Below are 14,293 nucleotides of genomic sequence, written 5' to 3'. Positions count from 1 at the left end.
AGAGCTTCCTCTCTCTTGCGTGCCGGCCTCAGCGCGGAGCCTACCCCATGTCGAACAAATGTTCGATCACCGGGCGATCAACACGCGGGTCAGATCGCGGCGAGTGCCGCACGGCCGTCGTCGGTCAGTTCCGCACAGACCCGGAGGCCGAAGCTCGTCGGCTGCGCGGGGCGCAGCAGTCCCGCGTGGACGAGGTCGTGCGTCGCCATGCGGTCGCAACAGGGCAGCCCGTCGACGTACAGGTCGGGCTCTGTGCCGCCGGTGACCTCGGCACGTCCTGCGGCGACAGCCCGCAGCATCGCTCTCGCTCTTCCGCTGAGTTCCATCTCGACCCCCAGAAGTGGTGTCCGAATCCGCTATCCCCTTTGTCGAAATAGAGTCCGGATTCGTTCCACAAGTACGGGTTCGTTCGGGTTCTTCGCTTGTGTGAACGGGTAGATCATGTCTCACTAGGCCGTTCGGGTAGCGCCGACACGCCGGAGGAAGAGCGCAGCGCGGGGCGGCGAACCCACATCGTCCAGCGCGGCCGGTAGCCCTGCGAGTACCAGAACGGCGTCGAGCGCGGGTTCGGCAACGCGTGGTGGAGCAGGGTCGACGCCACCCCGGCCGCGTCCAGGACGCCGTGCGCGTGAGCCGCGAGAGCGCTGCCCGCGCCGGTTCCGCGCATGTCCGGCCGCACGCCGAGATGACCGAGGTAGGCGAACGGCCGTGCCGACGCGTACTTCTCCATCCACCCCGCGTCCTGCGGCATGTCGACGTAGACCATGCCGACGGGCGTGTCGCCGCTGAGCGCCAGCCACATCGCCTCGTGGTCGCGGCAGAGCACCTCGGCCAGCGCGGTGCGCAGGTGCTCGACGGTGTTCGGGCGCTCGGTCACCAGGCCGAACTGGGCGTCGTACCGGACGGTGTGCAGGTTCAGCTCGACGGCGACGTCCAGGTCGGCGGCCGTGGCGGCGCGGATGTCCACACCGGACGGTCGCGGCGCGGGCGAACGGCCGGCGAGGCGTTCGGCCACCACCGTGAGCGGCGCGAAACCCCGGCTGATCAACGTCCGCGAGTCGCCCGTCTCGTGGCTGGGCAGCTGCACGACCGCCGCGGTGTCCGGGTCGTCCAGGCCGGTGAGGCGGGCGTCCCACTCGTCGAGCAACGCCGGCAGGTCCCAGCCCGGCTGCCAGGTCAGGCCGTGCGTGCGCAGCGGGCCCCAGGTCGGGAGCAGGGAGTCGGGGTCGTTCTCGCGGTAGGAGAAAATCTCGCTCACGCCCCATCTGATCATGGCAGTGTCGTGAGGGTGGAGATCTACGTCGTGGATTCGTTCACCAGCAAGCCCTTCGCGGGCAACCCCGCCGCGGTCGTGCTCCTCACCGAGCCGCGCGACGACGCCTGGATGCAGCAGGTCGCCGCCGAGATGAAGCACGCCGAAACGGCGTTCGTCACCCCCGACAACCACCTCCGCTGGTTCACGCCGGAGGTCGAGGTCGACCTCTGCGGGCACGCCACCCTCGCCACCGCGCACGTGCTCGGCGGAGAGCAGGCGTTCACCACGCGTAGTGGGGTGCTCACATGCGCAAATGACGATGGGTGGATCCGGATGGACTTCCCGGCGGACCCCCCAGAGTTGACTGACCCGCCAATCGGTCTAGCGGAAGCGCTGCCACATGCGACGATCAAGTCCGTGTCGCGCGGGCGGTTCGACTTCCTGATCGAGTTGGAAAGCGCGGCGGAAGTCCGTTCCCTGCGACCTGACGTCCAAGGACTGGCACAAATCCCGTCACGCGGAGTAATCGTGACGGCGGTCGGAGACGGCGACGCGGACATCGTCAGCCGGTGCTTCTACCCAGCTGCCGGCGTCCCGGAGGACCCCGTCACCGGATCGGCCCACTGCACCCTTGCGTCCTATTGGGTGTCTCGGCTTCACCGCGCTGACCTGCTGGCGGAGCAGGCGTCGCCGCGCGGAGGGTTCGTCAGGACGACCCTCGCGCAAGATCGCGTACTGCTCTCGGGGCAGGCCGTGACGGTGCTCCGGGGACGGCTGAGCGTGTAGTCACGTCTGGGTGAATCAAAGTCACTAGGGGTGCTCGACCTGCCATTTCGTCCCCCGAGCGGGGTACATTGGTGCCCCTGGAGGGGTCCTGATCGAGAAGTGCGGGACCCCTCAGTCACGCCTAGAGGTCCCCCACCCAGGCCGACGAGGAGGCTGGATGTCCGACCGAGCGTCGGCCCCCGTGTCGGACTCGGCCGCCTGGTCGGCCAAGTCGACCAACCGCGCGTTCAGCGCGTTCGCCGTCACCCTCCTGGTGGCCGGCGTCGCCTGCGCGGGCATGGTCGCGGCCTGGCTCCCGGAGAAGGAGACCACCTCCCTCTTCTGGATCGGCCCCCTCCTCGTCGTCGGCTTCCTGCTCGCGGAACAGCTCGCGATCAACGTCGACGTCCGCAGCGGTGTCGCGTGGACGATCTCCTTCACCGAGATCCCGCTGGTCCTGGGCCTGCTCGTCGCGCCGTTCGAGATCGTGCTCGCCGCGCACGTGGTCGCCGGCGTGGGCACGTTGCTCGGCAGGCGGATCCTCGACCGGGCCGTCTACAACGCGGGCCTCATGTTCATGGAGATCTCCGTGGCGTTCGCCGCCGCGGAGGCCGTGAACCGGATGATCGGCGCGGGCGGTCCGTTCTGGGCCGGGGCTTTCGTCGGCACCATCACCGTGCCGCTCCTCGCGAGCGTGCTGGGCCTCTGCGCGTTGCGCCTCATGGGCAAGTCGATGCGCGTGGGCAACAGCGTCCGTCTCGTGCTGCAGACGCTCGTCGTCGCGCTGCTGAACACCTCGGCCGGCCTCGTCGGCTACCAGATCGTCGCCACCACGCCGTGGGGCGCCGCCCTGATCATCCTGGTGCTCGCGGGCATCGTGGCCACCTACCTCGCCTACTCCGGGCTCCTTCGCGAACAGCGCGACCTGGAGGCGTTGAGCGAGGTCAGCCTCCGCGTCGCGCGGTCGGGACAGCACGGCACCGGCCCGCGCCAGCCCGACGACGACCTCACCACGGGCGTCGAAGAGGACGAGTGGCAGCTCATCGCGGAACGCATCCGCGAGCAGCTCAACGCCAACAGGGTCGTGCTGCGCCTGCGCACCGACCCGCAGGAAGCCATGATCACCCTCGTCGCAGGCGAACCGCTGCCCGACGAGATGACCGCGACGGACCCCCGTGCCGTGCGCGAAGACCCGGTGCTCCAGCTGCCGGGCACGCACGTCCGCTACTACCGCGTGGCCGACGCGACCGAGGACGTCACCGAGGCCCTGCTGCGCCGCGACGCGCAGGAAGCCCTCGTCGTCCCGTTGCGCGGCGCGACCCAGCTGCTCGGTGCCGTCGAGGCGCACGACCGGCTGTCGCGCTGGCGCGGTTTCGGCAAGGCGGACATCCAGCTGCTGCGCACGCTGGCCTCGCACCTCGCGACGGCCGTCGACAACCGCCGCCTGCTCGCCCGCCTGCGCCACGACGCCTACCACGACCCGCTGACCGGCCTGCTCAACCGGGCGGGCTTCCGCGAGGCGTGCGCCGAGCCGTTGCGCGAGTCCCGGAAGGCAGTGGTGCTGCGCATAGACCTCGACATCCTGTCGACGGTCTCCGACGCGCTCGGCCAGGCCTGGGGCAACCGCATGGTCGTCGCCGCCGGCCGCAGGCTGCGCGACGCCCTCGGAGCCGACGTGCCGCTGGCGCGCCTGGAGGGTGGCGCGTTCGCCGCCTACCTCGACGACGAGCGCGCTCAGACCGCCCACGAGACCGCGGAGCGGTTGCGCGCCGGGCTTTCCGTGCCGTACCCGGTCGACCGCCTGACCGTCGAGGCCTCCGCGGTCGTGGGGTACGCGTCCAAGGCGGACTCCGAGACCGAGGACCCGGACCCCGACGCGTTGCTGCAGCGCGCCGATGTCGCCGTGCGTGCGACGTCCGAGGGCACGCCCGTGAAGGCCTACGCGCCGTCGATGGGCCACCTGTTCCTGCGCCGCTTCCAGCTCGTCACGCAGTTCCGCCAGGCCGTCGAGACCGGGCAGATCTCGGTGCACTACCAGCCGAAGGTCGCCCTGCCCTCACGTCAGGTCGTGGGCGCGGAAGCCCTGGTGCGCTGGACGCATCCCGAGTTCGGCCGCGTCGACCCGGACGAGTTCGTGCCGGCCGTCGAGGCCACCGGTCTCGTGGACGTGCTGACGGACTTCGTGATGGACCGCGCGTTGGAACGCGTGCGCCGCTGGCTCGACCGCGGCCTGCGGATGTCCATCGCGGTGAACCTCTCCGTGCGGACGCTCGGCGACGAGGACTTCCCGAACCGCGTCGAGGCCGCTCTGGAACGCCACGACGTGCCGTCGGGGCTGCTGACCTTCGAGCTCACCGAGTCGGGCGTCATGGCCGATCCCGAGCGCGCTCTGCCGGTGCTGAGGCGCCTGCACGCGATCGGCGTCGTGCTGGCGGTCGACGACTTCGGCACCGGCTACTCGTCACTGGCGTACCTGCGCCAGCTGCCGGTGGACGAGGTGAAGATCGACAAGTCGTTCGTGCTCGGGATGGGCACGGACCTCGGCGACATGGCCGTGGTCCGGTCGATCGTGGAGCTAGGGCACTCGCTCGGTCTCGTGGTCGTCGCGGAGGGCGTCGAGGACGACGCCGCGCGCGACCAGTTGGTCGGCATGGGCTGCGACGTGGCCCAGGGCTACCTGATCTCCCGCCCGCTGTCCGAAGATCGCTTCGAGGCCTGGCTGCGCGCCCGAACGGTGCAGGTCAGGGGTGCTCGGGATGAGACGGTGCTCACGCTGGTGCACTAAGGCACCCCCCGGATTTCGTTCTTGGTTGAGGCGTGTTGTAGAGTTCTACGTGTCAGCAGGAACGAAGAGCTGGCCCCTTTAGCTCAGTCGGCAGAGCGTCTCCATGGTAAGGAGAAGGTCTACGGTTCGATTCCGTAAAGGGGCTCTACAACTGGCCGCAGTGCTGAGCGCTGCGGCTTGAGTTGTGTAAAGCGGTGTAGCTCAGTTGGTAGAGCAAGCGGCTCATAATCGCTGTGTCGCCGGTTCAAGTCCGGCCACCGCTACTCAGCAAAATTCCCGGGCGGCAATCTCGCTGCTCACCCCCGCCAGGCGGTAAGCCCGTACTGGACCTCCGGGGTACGTGTGCTCTCAGGAAGGCAAGGACCGTGGCTGCAACCGACGTACGCCCCAAGATCACCCTCGCGTGCGAGGAGTGCAAGCACCGGAACTACATCACCAGGAAGAACCGGCGCAACGACCCGGACCGCCTGGAGATCAAGAAGTTCTGCCCGAACTGCAAGACGCACCGCGCGCACAAGGAAACCCGCTGAGCGCGTAACCGGTCTTCGACGAGGCCCGTCCCACACCGTGGGGCGGGCCTCGTCGCATATAGGCTCCTCCGGTGCCTCTCGACCCCGCTTTCATCGGACGCAGTTATCCGCCGTCGCAGCCCTACGACGTGAGCCGCGAGAAGATCCGCGAGTTCGCCGAGGCGATCGGCGCGACCAGCCCGGCCTACCGCGACGCCGAAGCCGCGAAGGCGTTGGGGCACAGGGACGTCATCGCGCCGCCGACGTTCGCGATCGTCGTGTCGATGAAGACCAACGAGACGGTCATGTTCGACCCGGAGCTGCAGCTCGACTACAGCCGCGTCGTGCACGGCGACCAGAACTTCGTCCACCACCGGCCCATCACCGCGGGCGACCAGCTCGTGTGCGTGGCGCACATCGACGCCATCACGTCCCGCATGGGCAACGACATGGTGACCGTGCGGACGGAGATCAGCACGGTCGGCGGCGAGCCCGTCACCACCGCCAAGTCGATGCTCGTCGTGAGGGGAGAAGACGCGTGACGTACGAGGTTGGCACCGAACTGCCGGCGCTGTCCGTGCGCCTCAGGCGCGACGACCTGGTGCGCTACGCCGGCGCCTCGCTGGACTTCAACCCCATCCACTGGAACGAGAAGACCGCGAAGGACGTCGGCCTGCCGGACGTGATCGCGCACGGCATGCTGACCATGGCCGTGGCCTCGCGGATCGTCGCGGAGTGGATCGGCGACCCCGGCGCGATCGTCGAGTACGGCTGCCGCTTCGGCCGGCCCGTCGTGGTGCCCAACGACGGCGAGGGCGCGCTCGTCGAGGTGACGGCGAAGGTCACCAAGGACTTCGAGGACGGAACTGTGAAGGTCAACATCAACGCGGCTTTTGACGGCAAGTCGGTGTTGACGGGTGCCTTCGCCCGCGTGCGGGTCGGCTGATCTTGTGATCAAGAACACCACCGGGCGACTCGGTCCGGTGGTGTTTGCGGTGCTCACGGGAGATTCTGGCCCGCGTGGCACCGCGGTTGCACGACCCTGATTCGTGTTCTCGGCTCGCATATGGGTAGGCTGTGCGACAGGCCGCTCGGCAAGTGCTTGAGCGGTCTGGTTGGAATGGACGGGGCAAGCTCCCGTACACTTCCTGCTTGGCCAGGGGATCCCGATCGGGATCTCAAAGGGGTGTAGCTCAACTGGCAGAGCAGCGGTCTCCAAAACCGCAGGTTGCAGGTTCAAGTCCTGTCGCCCCTGCTGTCGAAGCGCGTCATGGGTGGAGTGGAGGCACGGCATGAGCGAGGGCCGCGAGCAGGACCAGCCGGAGGAGCGCGAAGGCGCTGTCCGGCCGTCCACTGCTGCGGCGCGGCGTGAGCGTCGTGCCTCCTCTCGCCCGGCCGCCCGCAAGGACGGCAGCAGCGCTGAGTCGAAGAAGAGCGTCGCCAAGTCCGACTCCTCGGACGAGGACGCGAAGAAGGGTCGCCCGACCAAGACCCGTGAAGGACAGGAGAAGCGTCCCTCGCTGATCGGGCGGTTCTTCCGCTACATCCGCGAGGTCATCGGCGAACTCCGCAAGGTGATCTGGCCGACGCGCAAGCAGCTCGTCACCTACACCGGCGTCGTGCTGGTGTTCGTGGTCTTCATGGTTGCGCTGGTGTGGGCTCTCGACCTCGGCTTCGGCGCGGCTGTTTTCGAGTTGTTCGGCTGAGCCGGACAGCTGCCGCTGCAATCAGGAAGCGAGATCCACAGTGACCTCCGATAACGGCGTCGACGCCCAGGAGAAGACCGACCTCATCGACGACGAGGTGTCCGAGGACATCGCGGCCGACGAGACGGTCGAGTCGGAGGCTGTGGACTCCGAGGCCGACGGCACCGCGGACGAGTCCGAAGAGGACGCCGAGGCCGCCGACGTTCTCGCGATCGACGAGACGCCGATCGACGAAGAGCCGGAAGACCCCGCCGAAGAGCTGCGCCAGGCCCTGCGCCGCGCGCCCGGCGACTGGTACGTCGTGCACTCGTACGCCGGCTACGAGAACAAGGTCAAGGCGAACCTCGAGACTCGTATCCACACGCTCGACATGGAGGACTACATCTTCCAGGTCGAGGTGCCGACCGAAGAGGTCACCGAGATCAAGAACGGCCAGCGCAAGCTGGTGCAGCGCAAGGTGCTGCCCGGCTACATCCTGGTCCGCATGGAGCTCACCGACGCGTCCTGGAGCGCCGTCCGCAACACGCCGGGCGTGACCGGGTTCGTCGGAGCCACGTCGAAGCCCTCGCCCCTCACGATCGACGAGGTGCTGAAGTTCCTGCTCCCGCAGCAGGAGCAGAAGCCGGCCGAGGGCAAGAAGGCCGCTTCCACCACCGTGTCGAAGCCGACCATCGAGGTCGACTTCGAGGTCGGCGAGTCGGTCACGGTCATGGACGGCCCGTTCGCCACGCTGCCCGCCACGATCAGCGAGGTCAACGCGGACGGCCAGAAGCTGAAGGTCCTGGTGTCGATCTTCGGCCGGGAAACGCCGGTCGAGCTGTCGTTCAGCCAGGTCTCCAAGATCTGAGCGGTTTTCCCTGACCGGAAGACCGATCGGCCACGCTGCGGCTGGCAGAGCCGCGCGCGGACACTGCAATAACAGGAAGTACGGACAATGCCTCCCAAGAAGAAGAAGCTGTCAGCGATCATCAAGCTGCAGATCAAGGCTGGTGCCGCCAACCCGGCGCCTCCCGTTGGTCCCGCGCTGGGTCAGCACGGCGTCAACATCATGGAGTTCTGCAAGGCCTACAACGCCGCGACCGAGTCGCAGCGCGGTCAGGTCGTGCCGGTTGAGATCTCCGTGTACGAAGACCGCTCGTTCGACTTCAAGCTGAAGACCCCTCCGGCCGCGCGACTCATCCTCGCCGCCGCTGGTGTCGACAAGGGCAGCGGCGAGCCGCACCGCGTCAAGGTCGCCAAGGTGACCATGGAGCAGGTGCGCAGCATCGCGCAGGTCAAGATGGTCGACCTGAACGCGAACGACATCGACCAGGCGGCGAAGATCATCGCCGGCACCGCCCGTTCCATGGGCATCACGGTCGAAGGCTGACCACACCCTCTTTTAGCAAGCGTGGGAGAGCCGAGCGCGGCTCCATCACCACGAACTGATCCACGGTAAGGACAGAGCATGAAGCGCAGCAAGGCCTACAAGGCCTCCGCAGAGCTGGTGGACCGGGAGCGGCTGTACTCGCCGCTGGAGGCCGCCAAGCTCGCCAAGGAAACGTCCAAGGTGAAGCTCGACGCCACTGTCGAGGTCGCGATTCGCCTCGGCGTCGACCCTCGCAAGGCCGACCAGATGGTCCGCGGCACCGTGAATCTGCCGCACGGTACGGGCAAGACCGCCCGCGTGATCGTCTTCGCAACCGGTGACAAGGCCGCTGAGGCCGAGGCCGCCGGTGCGGACGCTGTCGGCTCCGAGGACCTGATCGAGCGCATTCAGGGTGGCTGGCTCGACTTCGACGCCGCGATCGCGACCCCCGACCAGATGGCCAAGGTCGGTCGCATCGCCCGCATCCTCGGCCCGCGTGGCCTGATGCCGAACCCCAAGACCGGCACCGTCACCCCCGACGTCTCGAAGGCCGTCAACGAGATCAAGGGCGGAAAGATCAACTTCCGCGTTGACAAGCAGGCCAACCTGCACTTCGTCATCGGCAAGGTGTCGTTCGACTCCGAGAAGCTGGTCGAGAACTACGCGGCCGCGCTGGACGAGATCCTCCGCGCGAAGCCGTCCGCGGCCAAGGGCCGGTACGTCAAGAAGGTCACCGTCTCCACGACGATGGGCCCTGGCATCCCGGTCGACCCGAACCGCACCCGCAACATGCTGTCGGACGAGGCCTGAGCCTCCCCGGTTCGCAGCTAGTGAGCTCCTGAGAAGGCCCCCGGTTCGCCGGGGGCCTTTTCGCATGTCAGGACTGGTGTCGTCCGAACTCCTGCCGGTAGTCGCTCGGCGAGCGCCCCACCTGCTTCAGGAAGTGGTGGCGGAGGTTGTTCGCCGTGCCGATGCCGCTCAGTGCCGCGATCTTCTCCACGGACAGGTCGGTCGACTCCAGCAACGCCTGCGCCCGCGTGATGCGTTCGTTGAGCAGCCACTGCAACGGCGTCGTGCCGGTGGTGGCGTGAAGTCTGCGGTAGAAGGTCCGCGGGCTCATCGCGGCGCGGCGGGCGAGAGCCTCGATGGTCAGCGGTTCGTCCAGGCGGGCGCGGGCCCAGTCGAGCACCGGGGTCAGGCCCTCCTCGTCGCTGGCGGGAACCGAGAGGTCGACGTACTGGCCCAGGTTGCCGGGGCGGTGGCCGGGGACGACCATCCGACGGGCGAGCTGGTTGGCGACGTGGGCGCCCAGGTCGCGGCGGACCAGGTGCAGGCAGAGGTCGAGGCCGGCGCTCATGCCCGCGCTGGTGAGCACGTCACCTTCGTCGATGTAGAGCTTCGAGGCGTCGACGTCGATCTTCGGGTAGCGCTCGGCCAGCAGCGCCGTGTGCATCCAGTGCGCGGTGGCCTTCTTCCCGTCGAGCAGGCCCGCTTCGGCCAGTGCGTACGCGCCGACGCACGCCGACACGATCCGTGCGCCGTTGTCGTGCGCCCTGCGCAGTGCGGAGATCAGCTCGGGCGGCACGGGCGCGTTCTCCTCGAAGACCTCGTCCGGCACCCACGACACGATGACGGTGTCCGCGTTCACGATGTCTTCCAGCCCATGAGCGCTGTTGAGGGTGAAGCCCGGCATGGTGTCGCGGCTGCGGTTCCCGGTGCCGCACAACCACAACTCGTACCAGGGGTCGGCGAGGTCGGGCTGCGGCGTGCCGAAGACGGCGGCGGGAATGCCCAGCTCGTAGAGGTCCGCGACGCCGAAGTCGCTGGGAACGACCAGGGCGACTGATCCAGCGCTCATGCGATCCAGCCTATGGCAGGAATTTGGCGAAAGGGGTCATTCCAGTCACTGGTCGAGTTGATCACCCGCGGCGAGGCTGGAGGCATGACATCTGAAGCGATCACCGTGCTGGGTCTCGGCAACCTCGGACGCGCGCTGGCGGAGGCGTTCCTGCGGGAGGGCCACCCCGTGACGGTCTGGAACCGTTCTGCCGCAAAGGCTTCCGAACTCAAGGTGCCCGGCGCCGTCGTCGCCGGGACCGCGGCGGAGGCGGTCGCGGCCAGTGGGCTCGTGATCGTCGCCGTGCTCGACCACCCAGCGGCACAAGGGGTTCTCAGCGGCGTGGACGTGCGCGGACGGGCGTTGGTGAACCTCACCTCCGGCACTCCCGACGAGGCCCGTGAACTGGCCGGCTGGGCCGTGGCGAACGGAGCCGAGTACCTGCACGGCGCCGTGTACGCGGTGCCCCAGACGATCGGCACCGATGCGTCGTCGATCATCTACAGCGGCTCCCCGGCCGTGTCCGAGCGTTGGCGGAAGCAGTTGGGACTGCTGGGAAAGGTCACGTTCCTGGGGGCCGACGCCGGCCGTGCCTCCGGGTACGACGTGGCGATCCTCGCCGGGATGTACGGCCTGATCGGCGGCTTCCTGCACGCGGCGGCGCTGGCGCGGGCCAACGGCATCAAGACCACCGAGCTCACGCCGATGTTGTTGTCGTGGCTGACGGACCTCCACCCCGCGCTCTCCACGTTCGCCGCGGAGATCGACGGCGAGAGCTACGACAACGCGGAGTCGAGCCTCGCGATGAACCAGACGGGGCTGGCCACGCTCATCCGCGCGGCCGCGGCGCAGGGCGTTCCGTTCGCGGCGCTCGACTCGCTCAAGGCGCTCGTCGACCGGCAGGTCGACGCCGGGCGCGGGGAGGAGAGCCTCGCCCGCGCCGTCGAGTCGCTGGGCGTCGCGTCACAGGGGCTTGCGGGCTGACAGCAGGAAGATCGTCACCGAGGCCTGGAAGCCGCCCTCGCGCAGGTCGGCCAGCCAGCGCTCACCGTCCGCGCGCTCGATGGCGCCGGCGCGGATCGCCCGTTCCGTGTTGCGGGTGAGGGCGAGGGTGTAGTCCGCCCTGGGGAAGTCGCGCAGCACCGTCGTCGCCGCGCGGACGTCCTCGACCTCGAAGCCGGCTTCCCGCGCGAGGCGCCCGAGCCGGCGGCCGATCGTGGCGTTGCGGACCATGGTCGAGCAGACGAACCGGTTGAACGCCCTGTTCATCTCCAGGTCGCCGTCGACGACCAGGGCGTCCCAGTCGGGTTCGGCGATGCGCAGCAGGCCGCCCGGCTTCAGGGCCCGGTGGAGCTCCGCGAGAACGTCGGACGGGCTCTCGACGTGCTGCAACGCGCGGTCCATGCGAGCGCGGTCGGCGGTGCCGTCGTCCACGGGGAGCGCGTGGGCGTCGCCCTGGCGGACGTCCACCTGCGGGTAGTAGTCGAGGAGGCTTCTGGCCGCCGCCACCATCACCGGGTCCACGTCCACGCCGATGACGCGGCCGGACGTCGTGACCGCGTCGGCCATCACCGGTAAGTCCATGCCAGGGCCGCAGCCGACGTCGAGCACCGTGTCGCCGTGCCTCAGGTCGAGCGAGAGCAGCAGCTGGTGCTTGTAGTCACGGCCCAGCTCGGCGGCGTCCGCCATGTACTCGGCCTTGTCGGGGCTGGGCACCCCCAGTGCGTTTGCCATGCACCCCAATCAACCACAGGTGCTGGGCGACCAGTCGGTGATGACCCAGCCCGCGCCGACCTTCTCCACGACGAACGTGCCCAGGCGCGGGCCGCCCTCGACGGTCAGTGCGCAGGAGTCGATGGTGACCTTGGTGGTCGTCGGCGTCTTGAGCATGTCCGGCGGGAACATCACCTGCTGGTACCTGTCGACGCTGGTCACCTTGGTCTTCAGGTCCTTGATCGCGGCGGCGCAATCGCTTGCGCCATAGGCGTTCGCGAACTTCTGACGGGTGTCGTCGCGCAGGAAGAGCGTGCAGGCGCGGGTCGTGTCGGCGAACGACACGTGCTTGTAGAACATGCCGACGGTGCCCTGCAGCCCGGCCGGTGCGGTGAGGCCCTGCGCCGCGCCGGTCACGCCGCCGCTGTCCTGCGCGATGTCACCGGGGTCGTCCACGCCGAAGAAGTGGTTGTAGGCCCAGACCGCGGAGAAGACGACGAGGAGGAAGAAGAGCGCGCGCCAGAAGATGCCACTGCCGAGCACGGCGAGCCACCAGCGCTTGCCGCCGGGCTGCTTCGGCGCCTGCGGTGCCTGGCCCGTCGCCTCCTGGTAGCGCTGGAACTCCTGAAAGCGTTGGAACTCCTGGAACTGCCGCAGCTGCTCCGGGTCCACCGGCGGGGCGGGTGGCTGCGGGGTGGGCGGCTGGCGGGGCGCGAGGTCCTTGCCGGGCTCGTCGGTCACACGTCACATCATGCCGATTTGGAGCGGCAGGACACAGTCGAGTACTGTTTTGGATGGTTCTACCGAAGACCGCAGGTTTTCTCCGCGAGGAGAACGAAGGCCCCGTTGCAACACGGGCGGCCCGCGCAGGGAGGACGAGGCTCAGTTCTTGTGTGACGCCCCGTGCTGCTTGTGCGCGAGGGCGTTTTTGTTGTTTCGGGACCTTCTCCAGGCCGGCGGTCTAAACCCAGCCCAGAGAGGAGGCGATCATGGCGAAGCCCACGAAGGTTACGGCGGTCGCTGAGCTTGCGGACCAGTTCCGCACCAGCTCGGCAGCGGTTGTCACCGAGTACCGTGGCCTCTCCATGGCGCAGCTCACCACGCTGCGTCGCGCTCTCGGCGCGGGCACCAAGTACACCGTCGCGAAGAACACGCTGGTCAAGCTGGCCGCTGCGGACGCCGGTGTGGAGGGCCTCGAGGCCCTTCTGTCCGGTCCGACCGCCATCGCGTTCGTCGAGGGCGAGCCCGTCGACGCCGCCAAGGCGATCCGCGACTTCGCGAAGGACAACAAGGCCCTGGTCATCAAGGGCGGCTACATGGATGGCCGCCCGCTCTCGGTCGAAGAGGTCACCGCCATCGCGGACCTCGAAACCCGTGAGGTGCTGCTCGCGAAGCTCGCGGGCGCGATGAAGGGCAACCTGGCCAAGGCCGCGGGTCTGTTCAACGCCCCGGCTTCCCAGGTCGCTCGCCTGGCCGCTGCCCTGCAGGAGAAGAAGGCCGCTGCGGCTCCCGCCGCCGAGGCCGACGCTCCCGCCGAAAGCTGATCACCCAAAGACACGCCCGACGCTTTCGCGCGGGAGATTAGAAAGGACCGCCGATCATGGCGAAGCTCAGCACCGAAGAGCTGCTCGACGCGTTCAAGGAGATGACCCTCCTCGAGCTGTCCGAGTTCGTGAAGCAGTTCGAGACGACCTTCGAGGTCACCGCCGCGGCGCCCGTCGCCGTTGCCGCCGCTGCCGGCCCCGCCACCGGTGGCGCTGACGAGGCCGAGGAGCAGAGCGAGTTCAACGTCGTTCTCGAGTCCGCCGGCGACAAGAAGATCCAGGTCATCAAGGTCGTCCGCGAGGTCGTCTCGGGCCTGGGCCTGAAGGAGGCCAAGGAGCTCGTCGAGTCCGCTCCGAAGGCGATCCTCGAGGGCGTGGCCAAGGACGTCGCCGACGCCGCCAAGGAGAAGCTCGAGGCTGCCGGCGCCAAGATCACCGTCAAGTGATCTCAGCCCCTTCGGGGGCTGGCGTTCTGCCTTGTAGTGCTTGAACGGGCGTGCACCCCTGTGGGGGTGTGCGCCCGTTTTTGTGTTTTCTGGTCGCGGGCTTGGTGGGTGGTCGCTTTGCGGGCGGCGGGTTTGGGGGTGGTCGCCTTGCGGGCGGCCTGGTCGCGTTGCGTGCTTTCCCTGGGGGCTCCGCCCCCAGACCCCCGGCAATCTGATCAGGGGGCCCGCGCCGTGCGCGGGTTGATGGCATGCCTGTTGAGTTGGGCGGCTGCCGGTTGCGTTGCTGGGTGCGTTGGCGGTGGGGTCCCATCACAAGCCGCACCAAGAGCGGGCCACACCTGAGGGGTGGGGTCAAGTCGACGAAAAGCGTGTCGACTTGACCCCA

General features: G+C 68.4%; 17 protein-coding genes and 3 tRNA genes. 15 read left to right on the top strand and 5 right to left on the bottom strand.

Going from position 1 to position 14,293, the window contains the following annotated elements; genetic code table 11:
• Nucleotides 1–89: 89 nt before the first annotated feature.
• Both ORI60_RS41855 and ORI60_RS41850 read right to left on the bottom strand, forming a co-directional pair.
• Nucleotides 90–299 carry a hypothetical protein gene (locus tag ORI60_RS41855; protein WP_266043547.1) on the bottom strand — a complete coding sequence of 70 codons (210 nt, stop codon included), beginning with the start codon at nucleotides 297–299 and terminating at the stop codon, nucleotides 90–92.
• Nucleotides 300–439: 140 nt separating this feature from the next.
• Nucleotides 440–1,258: a GNAT family N-acetyltransferase gene (locus tag ORI60_RS41850; protein WP_266043546.1), complete on the bottom strand. Its 819-nt coding sequence runs from the start codon at nucleotides 1,256–1,258 to the stop codon at nucleotides 440–442.
• 30 nt (nucleotides 1,259–1,288) lie between these two features.
• Here ORI60_RS41850 and ORI60_RS41845 point away from each other — a divergent pair, with 30 nt between their 5' ends.
• The 12 genes from ORI60_RS41845 to rplA all read left to right on the top strand — a co-directional run bounded on the left by ORI60_RS41845 (nucleotide 1,289) and on the right by rplA (nucleotide 9,178).
• A complete protein-coding gene (locus ORI60_RS41845; RefSeq protein ID WP_266043545.1) occupies nucleotides 1,289–2,041 on the top strand; it encodes a PhzF family phenazine biosynthesis protein in 753 nt (250 codons plus the stop codon).
• 157 nt (nucleotides 2,042–2,198) lie between these two features.
• Nucleotides 2,199–4,805, top strand: coding sequence for a putative bifunctional diguanylate cyclase/phosphodiesterase (locus tag ORI60_RS41840; protein WP_266043544.1), 2,607 nt, complete (start codon nucleotides 2,199–2,201; stop codon nucleotides 4,803–4,805).
• A 72-nt stretch (nucleotides 4,806–4,877) separates the two neighbouring features.
• A tRNA-Thr gene (locus ORI60_RS41835) sits at nucleotides 4,878–4,950 on the top strand.
• A 45-nt stretch (nucleotides 4,951–4,995) separates the two neighbouring features.
• A tRNA-Met gene (locus ORI60_RS41830) sits at nucleotides 4,996–5,068 on the top strand.
• A 102-nt stretch (nucleotides 5,069–5,170) separates the two neighbouring features.
• Nucleotides 5,171–5,335, top strand: a complete 165-nt coding sequence (rpmG, locus tag ORI60_RS41825) for a 50S ribosomal protein L33 (RefSeq protein ID WP_015105301.1) — start codon at nucleotides 5,171–5,173, stop codon at nucleotides 5,333–5,335.
• 71 nt (nucleotides 5,336–5,406) lie between these two features.
• Complete coding sequence (locus ORI60_RS41820) at nucleotides 5,407–5,856, top strand: MaoC family dehydratase N-terminal domain-containing protein (protein ID WP_266043543.1); 450 nt, start codon at nucleotides 5,407–5,409, stop codon at nucleotides 5,854–5,856.
• Nucleotides 5,853–6,260, top strand: coding sequence for a MaoC/PaaZ C-terminal domain-containing protein (locus ORI60_RS41815; protein ID WP_266043542.1), 408 nt, complete (start codon nucleotides 5,853–5,855; stop codon nucleotides 6,258–6,260). Before ORI60_RS41820 ends, ORI60_RS41815 begins: the two co-directional genes overlap by 4 nt.
• 236 nt (nucleotides 6,261–6,496) lie before the next feature.
• Nucleotides 6,497–6,569, top strand: a tRNA-Trp gene (locus ORI60_RS41810).
• Between the two features lie 37 nt (nucleotides 6,570–6,606).
• Nucleotides 6,607–7,020, top strand: coding sequence for a preprotein translocase subunit SecE (gene secE, locus ORI60_RS41805; RefSeq protein ID WP_266043541.1), 414 nt, complete (start codon nucleotides 6,607–6,609; stop codon nucleotides 7,018–7,020).
• Between the two features lie 40 nt (nucleotides 7,021–7,060).
• Nucleotides 7,061–7,867 carry a transcription termination/antitermination protein NusG gene (nusG, locus tag ORI60_RS41800; protein ID WP_266043539.1) on the top strand — a complete coding sequence of 269 codons (807 nt, stop codon included), beginning with the start codon at nucleotides 7,061–7,063 and terminating at the stop codon, nucleotides 7,865–7,867.
• Between the two features lie 87 nt (nucleotides 7,868–7,954).
• Nucleotides 7,955–8,389, top strand: coding sequence for a 50S ribosomal protein L11 (gene rplK / locus ORI60_RS41795; RefSeq protein WP_030478269.1), 435 nt, complete (start codon nucleotides 7,955–7,957; stop codon nucleotides 8,387–8,389).
• A 78-nt stretch (nucleotides 8,390–8,467) separates the two neighbouring features.
• Nucleotides 8,468–9,178, top strand: coding sequence for a 50S ribosomal protein L1 (rplA, locus tag ORI60_RS41790; RefSeq protein ID WP_266043538.1), 711 nt, complete (start codon nucleotides 8,468–8,470; stop codon nucleotides 9,176–9,178).
• A gap of 67 nt (nucleotides 9,179–9,245) precedes the next feature.
• On the opposite strand, the gene ORI60_RS41785 is transcribed toward rplA, so the two are convergent.
• Nucleotides 9,246–10,226, bottom strand: a complete 981-nt coding sequence (locus tag ORI60_RS41785; RefSeq protein ID WP_266043537.1) for a helix-turn-helix domain-containing protein — start codon at nucleotides 10,224–10,226, stop codon at nucleotides 9,246–9,248.
• A gap of 84 nt (nucleotides 10,227–10,310) precedes the next feature.
• On the opposite strand from ORI60_RS41785, the gene ORI60_RS41780 reads away from it, so the two are divergent.
• On the top strand, nucleotides 10,311–11,189 hold the full coding sequence (locus ORI60_RS41780; protein WP_266043536.1) for an NAD(P)-dependent oxidoreductase: 879 nt from the start codon (nucleotides 10,311–10,313) through the stop codon (nucleotides 11,187–11,189).
• Here ORI60_RS41780 and ORI60_RS41775 read toward each other — a convergent pair.
• Nucleotides 11,169–11,939 (bottom strand): methyltransferase domain-containing protein, encoded by a 771-nt coding sequence (locus ORI60_RS41775; RefSeq protein WP_266043535.1) that lies wholly within the window; start codon nucleotides 11,937–11,939, stop codon nucleotides 11,169–11,171. The two genes, ORI60_RS41780 and ORI60_RS41775, sit on opposite strands and share 21 nt — an antisense overlap.
• A 9-nt stretch (nucleotides 11,940–11,948) precedes the next feature.
• Complete coding sequence (locus tag ORI60_RS41770; RefSeq protein ID WP_266043534.1) at nucleotides 11,949–12,659, bottom strand: hypothetical protein; 711 nt, start codon at nucleotides 12,657–12,659, stop codon at nucleotides 11,949–11,951.
• A 248-nt stretch (nucleotides 12,660–12,907) separates the two neighbouring features.
• On the opposite strand from ORI60_RS41770, the gene rplJ reads away from it, so the two are divergent.
• Together rplJ and rplL are read left to right on the top strand one after the other, a co-directional pair.
• Nucleotides 12,908–13,462, top strand: a complete 555-nt coding sequence (gene rplJ / locus ORI60_RS41765; protein ID WP_266043533.1) for a 50S ribosomal protein L10 — start codon at nucleotides 12,908–12,910, stop codon at nucleotides 13,460–13,462.
• A gap of 56 nt (nucleotides 13,463–13,518) precedes the next feature.
• Nucleotides 13,519–13,908, top strand: a complete 390-nt coding sequence (rplL, locus tag ORI60_RS41760) for a 50S ribosomal protein L7/L12 (protein WP_266043532.1) — start codon at nucleotides 13,519–13,521, stop codon at nucleotides 13,906–13,908.
• Nucleotides 13,909–14,293 lie beyond the last annotated feature (385 nt).

Origin of the sequence: Lentzea sp. NEAU-D7, from assembly GCF_026242055.1 — a bacterium.
Taxonomy (GTDB): domain Bacteria; phylum Actinomycetota; class Actinomycetes; order Mycobacteriales; family Pseudonocardiaceae; genus Lentzea.
Note: the sequence above shows the minus strand (reverse complement) of the source record. Positions and strands in the feature narration are given on the sequence as shown.

Coding starts and splice junctions, on each gene's coding strand:
- ORI60_RS41855 (WP_266043547.1), bottom strand. CDS start 299: ATGCTGCGGGCTGTCGCCGCAGGACGTGCCGAGGTCACCGGCGGCACA.
- ORI60_RS41840 (WP_266043544.1), top strand. CDS start 2,199: ATGTCCGACCGAGCGTCGGCCCCCGTGTCGGACTCGGCCGCCTGGTCG.
- secE (WP_266043541.1), top strand. CDS start 6,607: ATGAGCGAGGGCCGCGAGCAGGACCAGCCGGAGGAGCGCGAAGGCGCT.
- rplK (WP_030478269.1), top strand. CDS start 7,955: ATGCCTCCCAAGAAGAAGAAGCTGTCAGCGATCATCAAGCTGCAGATC.
- rplA (WP_266043538.1), top strand. CDS start 8,468: ATGAAGCGCAGCAAGGCCTACAAGGCCTCCGCAGAGCTGGTGGACCGG.
- ORI60_RS41785 (WP_266043537.1), bottom strand. CDS start 10,226: ATGAGCGCTGGATCAGTCGCCCTGGTCGTTCCCAGCGACTTCGGCGTC.
- ORI60_RS41780 (WP_266043536.1), top strand. CDS start 10,311: ATGACATCTGAAGCGATCACCGTGCTGGGTCTCGGCAACCTCGGACGC.
- ORI60_RS41775 (WP_266043535.1), bottom strand. CDS start 11,939: ATGGCAAACGCACTGGGGGTGCCCAGCCCCGACAAGGCCGAGTACATG.
- rplJ (WP_266043533.1), top strand. CDS start 12,908: ATGGCGAAGCCCACGAAGGTTACGGCGGTCGCTGAGCTTGCGGACCAG.
- rplL (WP_266043532.1), top strand. CDS start 13,519: ATGGCGAAGCTCAGCACCGAAGAGCTGCTCGACGCGTTCAAGGAGATG.